Below are 6901 nucleotides of genomic sequence, written 5' to 3' on the forward strand. Positions count from 1 at the left end.
AGCCTCCGATATAGTCGGGGCGGTTCAAACCAACACTTTTTAGACTTACCTACCCAGTATCAGCAAAGGGTTCCTCGCAAATTCAAAGCTTTTTTACAGGCTGTAATAGAACAGCACGACTTTAGCTCTCAATACATTAATAACATTCTGTCCTCTGTTGCTCATTTCTATAATTATATACAGCATCAATCATTCGTATCTCAGTCTGATATAGAGAATAAGCCCTTTAGAGAAAGGAAGGTTTCTATACCTATTCATAATAATGTAGGAATAATGAGGAATATTAGTGTTATTACAAATGATCTCAAGCTAAGAAGCAGCAGAAAACCCTTACCATCACTAGGTAAGTTGAGAGATGGAGGCAGTCTGCGTCCTTTAAGCTCTGAAGAACAAGAAATTATTTTCAGGGCATTTGATAAAAACTATGCGTCAATAGAGTTGGAGCTAATGATAAGAATAGCTCTCGGAACAGGAGCTAGACAACAAAGCGTATGCACTCTCTCTATTGCTTGTATCAAAACTGCTCTCAACCACTTAGAACAAAATGCTGATTCAAATTATGCCGTGATAAATACTGGATATAAATACAGAACAGATTCAAAGGGTGGGCGACTAAACCGCTTAATGTTTTCACGTAACCTAATTGATCATTTAGCAACATATATAGATTGCGAAAGAGCGGAACATAGAAGACAAAATATAAACAGCTTTTATGCAAATACTGACGATAACTATGTGTTTTTAACTCGAACTGGAAACCCCTATTTAACTGCTGAAAGAGAAATTATAGATCGTAATCGTAACAACCCTAAACCAGTTTGGAACACTGAAGCGCCTGTTATGGTACCTAAAAACGGCCAATCTTTAAGAAATGAATTAAAAAAATTCATTTCCAAGGTTCAAAAATTTGAACCAAGTCTTCAAAATTTTTCATTCCATGATTTGCGTGCTACCTATGGGATGAATATCGTAAGAAACCTTAGAGCTAAGGAATACCCTGATTCTAAGATATTTGATCATGTCAGACAAAGGTTAAACCATAGAAGCCTAACAACCACTGAGGCCTATCTAAAATTCGACTCGGAAGTAAAAGAATTCAATGATATACAAGATACGTTCGGCGTAACATTTGATAAGGGCCAATATAATGTCTAATTCTTTCAATGACAGGCAGCTTATTGAGATAAGCACTAAGCAAATAGAAGATATCGTTGATCCTCAATACACAGTAATTGTAGGTTCAAGAGCTGATGGTGTGTCCTTTAAAGTCGATATTGGTAGAGTCTGCTATACCAATAGAGAGAACGATTCTGGTCATTCCCGAGATAAAACTAAGAGCTATATTACGGGCCTAGTTGATGAATCAACATTGTCTATAGAACGTGTAGAATGGTTGAGAAGGTACCTTAGGGAAATCCTTCAAAAAGGGTTGAGAGATGAAACGGTGCGAGGTTACCTTCATAATTTAAGATATTTTTTTGATTTTTGTGATTTTGAAGGCTCTAAGCCTCTTACTTTAGATGATTTAGCATCTAATTATAAATATTATCAAATTAATCTCTATCAAAAGGCGCGTTTAAGTGGTGCAAAATCTATAAGCACTACAACTCTTTATGACAAGCTAAATACTGCAAGAGATTTCATAAAAATCGCTTATAACTTATCTGATATCGATATACTTAGTATTATTCCCAAGCATCGTCATATGGGGCATAACAGTAAAGAAAGAGACTCCTCATTAGAAGACTTCAAAAACTTCTTACAAACCTGCATTACATACTTTAATGAATTCTCATACGCCATATTAAATAAAATCTACCCTATACCTATTACTTTAGCAAAATCATCAAGTAATGATTATTATTGGGATTCAACTAGAAAATATGGCATAAAGAAACTACCTAATTGCTTCTACAATAGTGGTGAACCCTTACCCTTTAATGAGGTAAAAAATGCTTTATCAAATTATTATAATTGTGAGCATACTAAGAAAGATTTCTATAAAAACACATTAATAAACAACAGAAATACATGGATCAATGAGAATTTAGACTCTAGAAAAATTTATGCTTATAACCTATGTACATATTGCTTTTATTACATTTACCTTTCTTTCACTGCTGCTAATATACAACCCACACTTGATTTGAAAATATCTGATTTAAATTTGGAAAACCTTGGCTTATCAACTTTTGCTAAAAAACATAAATATCGAGCAGGTAGACAGATTGAATTTTCCGCTCCTTCTCACTTAAAACGTTATCTCATACAGTATTTGAAACTTAGAGAGTGGGTTGATAACCTTCATCTTCTTGGAGACTGTCAAGAATACTTGTTTGTGCGTATTGGAGAACATCGTCAATTAAAGCGTTTTGCACGTAGCTCTGTCAGTTCTATTGACGACAATACTCCACTTTTTAAAGGGGTTAAAAGGGTTACTGCTAGAGACATTAGAAACCTATGTGCGGAATACTACATAAAACATTCTAAAGGAAATTTGTCATTAGTAGCTAGGAAGTTGAATAACTCTTTAACTACAGTAGCTAAATCTTACACTTCGATCGATATTGAGTCTCAAGCAATAGAGATGAATCATTATCACGAAAAAATGATTACCGCAGTTCTTAGGTCTAATCGAACTAATGAACAAACTATATCTATCAAGACTTCAACTAACTATGATACGGAGAAAATACCAGCAGGATCTTGTTCTAACCTATCAGATAATGATCCTGTTAAGGCATTGGGCTTTAATAATGAAGCCCCCAACCCTTCCTGTGCTACATTTGAAAGTTGTTTGTTCTGTGAATTTTTTGCAATTCATATAGATTTTGAAGATATACATAAACTATTAAGTTTGAAAGAGGCTCTACTAAAGTCTTCTATGATTCGTGATGATCCTGAATATCATCTTCTCTCTATAGAACCATCACTATTTAGAATTGACGAGATTATCAATATTCTTAAAGGAAAAGATAATAGAGTAATTGAACTCGTTGATGATGCTGAACAAAAAATAAAAATGCAAATTTATAATGAGTATTGGGATGAGCATATAAATTTTCTCACTGTAGCCTCAGAATCTAACAGAAAAAGCTTAAGTTTATGACCAAAATAATGATGCGTGAACCCTTTGTTAAAGAGATACAACCAATATCTAAAGACCTAATCGAGAACCCATCATCTAGTTTGGTTATAACGCTTTCCAAGAGTGGAGATGCTTTATCATTATTCTCTGACGATATTTGGGACTATAGTGCTACTAGTAGTTTAATGAGGACTATTAACTTTAGAACTAAAATTAAGAACCTATCCTCATCTATTAATACCGACGGCAGAGAATTCAAATCAGCAGTTAAGTTTTTGAAAGTATTTGCACTCAATTGGATTTGTGAAATGAATGGATGTTCTATGTCAAAATTGAATGGCGACTTAGTCGCTATATCTTTTCTGATTAGTTACTGTGTAAACAATAATATTGAACTTGATAACGTATTTGCTGACCCTAATGCAATCTGTTTCTTAGTAACTAACAGCTCTGCAGAGAAACAAATAGGCTTGTATTTAGGCAAGATACAAAGGTTTATTGATACAGCATCTGTTTTAAATCGAAACAATTTTTGGTGCAATATACAACCTTCAGAAGAATTTTCAAGCAGTTTAAGAAAAACTAGAAAGTCTTTCCCTGAAACCTCTCAAGGTCTTCAAACTATGATTATCCCTTCACGCATTTATCAGAACCTGCTAAAAGATACCATTGAAAGCTTACAGATTTTTAATAAGCATGCTGAGAAGATATCATATGTTTTTTCTGCACGTACTAAAGTAAGGGATGAAGCTTTAAGACTAGATCAGAGTATGCCCATAAGTAAGCTTAATAAATCACAAACAAGTTTAGTCTCATTTTATTGGAAAACTGCCTTAAAGAGAGATAAAAAGCTAACTAATATTTTAGCAGAATTAACAGATTTAAACATCATCAAGAATGCTAGTTGGTTAAGTTTAACAATCAGCCTAGGTCAAATACAGATGAAAAGCGCTTTTGTTATAGCTGCGTTTACAGGTATGCGTAAAAATGAATTACTATCTATCCCTTTCAACGGGCTAAGACATATTCATTCCGATACTGGAAATATACCTGTAGTATGGTCAACTACAACAAAATTGGAAAGTAATGGAGTACCAAGATTTACAAAATGGGTAACAGGTTCAATTGTTGAAGAAGCTTTTGAAGCAGCTAAATTTATCACTCAAGGAGTTTTGAACTGGTCTGCTAATAAGAGTCAGGTGGCAGAAGATGAGAGTAAGTTACCGTTGTTTTTTTCAATTGAAAATGGGAAATCTGGAAAGCCTCATCCGCATTTTGATTATGCAACAACTGCCTTAAATAGCAACCTCATTCAAAAAATAATGTCATCAGAGCACTTATTGATTTCAGAACAAGACTTAAAGGAAGTCAGTCAATTTTTATACGGCGATGAAATACCTAATAATATTAAATTAGGTGAGCCTTGGCCTTTAGGCTTTCATCAGTTTAGACGCTCCTTAGCCGTGTATGCTGCTTCTAGTGGTTATGTTTCATATCCTACCCTTAAATCCCAGCTAAAACATATAAGCATGATGATGACAGTCTATTACACGGACTCAAACTCTAGAGCGATAAATATTTTAGGCAACGGCCCTGAAGTCAAAGCTATGCAAAAGGAATGGCAGGAGGCCCAAGCAAGAGTAGAGTCAGATAATTTGCATGAATTGTTAGATAGCAGGGTGACACTAACTGGTGCAGCTGGTAAAAATCTACAAAAAAGAAAAGTAGAGAATAAGCTTCCTAAGTTCTTAGATAATAGAAATAGTACTAAGAAAGCAGTCAAAAATGGCAAAATTCGTTATCGATCTACTTTAGTTGGCGGATGTATGTCTATTAAACCTTGTGATAAAGGTGCTGGTGTATTGGCATCTGCTTGTATTAGCTGTGAAAATGCGGTGTTTTCACCAGAATCCAAAAGTATTTTGCTACAGACTAAAGATTTTTATAAGTCTCAACTCACTTTAGATATTCCAAAGCGTGTTCATCATGAATACGAAGTGAGTATTAAAAAAATAGACAGTCTTCTTTCAGTATTAGAAGTAAATCAAGAGAAATAACATGAAAACTAGCCAGGCAGAACAGGCTTATTGGGATGCTTTGAATCGTCTACAAGATGGTACAGCCAAAATTGTCAATACAAAGTCATCACGGTTTAAGTTTACTAGAGACGCTGTAGGTAGAGAGGCAGGTAAAGGAAAAGGGTATGTCCGTAATGAGAGATATCCAGAACTTTGCGAAGCAATAACAAAAGCGGAAGAAGAACGCAAAAATCGTGCCCAAGAAAAACCTAATACTTCTACTAAGTTAAAACATGAAAAAGAGCTCAAAATAAAAGCTAATTTGAAATACGACATGATAAAAGAAGAATATGACATTATAATGCAAGATTATCTTAACATTCTAAGACAGAATTTTGAACTTCAAAGAGAGTTAGCAGATTCTCCACATATAAGATTAGTGAAAAGATCTAATAAATAGCTTAATCTTGTTCCTGTTTAGCTCAAATACAATCTATGAATAAAGCCTCTCTAAAGCTTTATTTTTCTCATATTACGGCTATTAAGATGCCTTAAAAGTATTCCTATGAATGACGATCATTTGTGTAACAAACTAAAAATTTTATTTGAACATCTGTTTCCTACTCTAACCATAATTGGTGGAGTAGATGAACCCTACTATGAAGCGCCAAAAGCAGATACAAATGCGAAGATCTTTTTTAAAGAAAACTACCCAAGAAGCCTATTACATGAAATTGCTCATTACTGTTTGGCAGGGCAAAAACGACGCAAATTAGATGACTATGGTTACTGGTATACTGAATGTGGTAGAACAAGTGAAGAGCAAGAGCTATTTCAATTGGTTGAAGCAAGACCTCAAGGCTTAGAAAAGGCTATGTGTGAAGCTATAGGTATACATTTTTCACCTAGCTTTGATGATTTTTCAGGTCGACCGATATCAGAGGTGTTTCTAAAAAACTTAGAAGTTAATTATCAAGAGATGATTACGAATCCTCCTCCTACGGCTAGAATAGCTTTAGAAACATTAATGCATACAGATTTTTCTACGTTAAGGGATAATTAGTTTATTAACTACATATTGCAAATTCATACTTACTTAATTTTAAAATTTCAAAGCAGTCATGTGAAGTATATTCATCAGGCTACTATTCAGCCGATGATAACTATAGTAAATATTCTAGCCTTCCCAATTTTATTGAAAAAACAAAGAATATCTACTAAGAGAAGAACCAACAAAAAGTCCCGATCTATTCATCAAAAATAAAATATTGATATGTCTCGATTGTATATACACGGCTAATATAAGCTTCTTAGTGCTTTGAAAAGTGATAATTCCAATGACTCACTTAATGTACAATATCTCCTTTTATGAGGAATATTGTACATTTTTTTATCAAGAAGCTGATTTCACATCATTACAATTACTTCTTTATCAATCAATAACTTAGTAATGTACATTTATAGATAAGAGTTTACTAGAGCTGAGTCATTGGTGCCTGGCTGGTGACGCTCGTAGACAATTACCTGACTTTGGCTACTGGTATGCCCCAGACGGTCGGACAGAAGCTCAGCAGCAAGCATTTGAGCGCGTAGAGATCAAACCACAGGCATTAGAATGTTTATTCACCTTAGCGTGTGGTCGAAACTTCCAAGTCTCACAAGATAATTTGTTTGCCGACTTCGACACTAGTAGTAGTACCTTTGCTAGTGATGTCTATCAGCAAGTAGAAAGCTATATAGCCAAACCTTATACTCTGCCGCGTGACGCTATGAACCGCCCCGAGTATATCGGAGA

The 6901-nt window shown here is 34.5% G+C and carries 5 protein-coding genes and 1 pseudogene; all 6 read left to right on the top strand.

What is annotated here, in order from left to right; genetic code table 11:
* The coding region (locus tag AS194_RS13130) for a site-specific integrase (protein ID WP_152978649.1) at positions 1 to 1155 on the top strand (1155 nt) is incomplete at its 5' end.
* The gene (locus AS194_RS13135; RefSeq protein WP_058025950.1) at positions 1148 to 3109 is read left to right on the top strand and encodes a hypothetical protein; all 1962 of its coding nucleotides are present in this window, start codon (positions 1148 to 1150) and stop codon (positions 3107 to 3109) included. The genes AS194_RS13130 and AS194_RS13135, both read left to right, overlap by 8 nt.
* Positions 3106 to 5145 (top strand): hypothetical protein, encoded by a 2040-nt coding sequence (locus AS194_RS13140; RefSeq protein WP_058025951.1) that lies wholly within the window; start codon positions 3106 to 3108, stop codon positions 5143 to 5145. The genes AS194_RS13135 and AS194_RS13140 overlap by 4 nt, the downstream gene beginning before the upstream one ends.
* 1 nt (position 5146) lies before the next feature.
* Positions 5147 to 5566 (top strand): hypothetical protein, encoded by a 420-nt coding sequence (locus AS194_RS13145; protein WP_057758729.1) that lies wholly within the window; start codon positions 5147 to 5149, stop codon positions 5564 to 5566.
* A gap of 105 nt (positions 5567 to 5671) precedes the next feature.
* Positions 5672 to 6169 (top strand): elongation factor P hydroxylase, encoded by a 498-nt coding sequence (locus AS194_RS13150; RefSeq protein WP_057758727.1) that lies wholly within the window; start codon positions 5672 to 5674, stop codon positions 6167 to 6169.
* Between the two features lie 394 nt (positions 6170 to 6563).
* Positions 6564 to 6901: pseudogene (locus AS194_RS13565) on the top strand (elongation factor P hydroxylase); the annotation flags it as partial.

Source organism: Psychrobacter piscatorii (assembly GCF_001444505.1).
GTDB lineage: Bacteria > Pseudomonadota > Gammaproteobacteria > Pseudomonadales > Moraxellaceae > Psychrobacter > Psychrobacter piscatorii_B.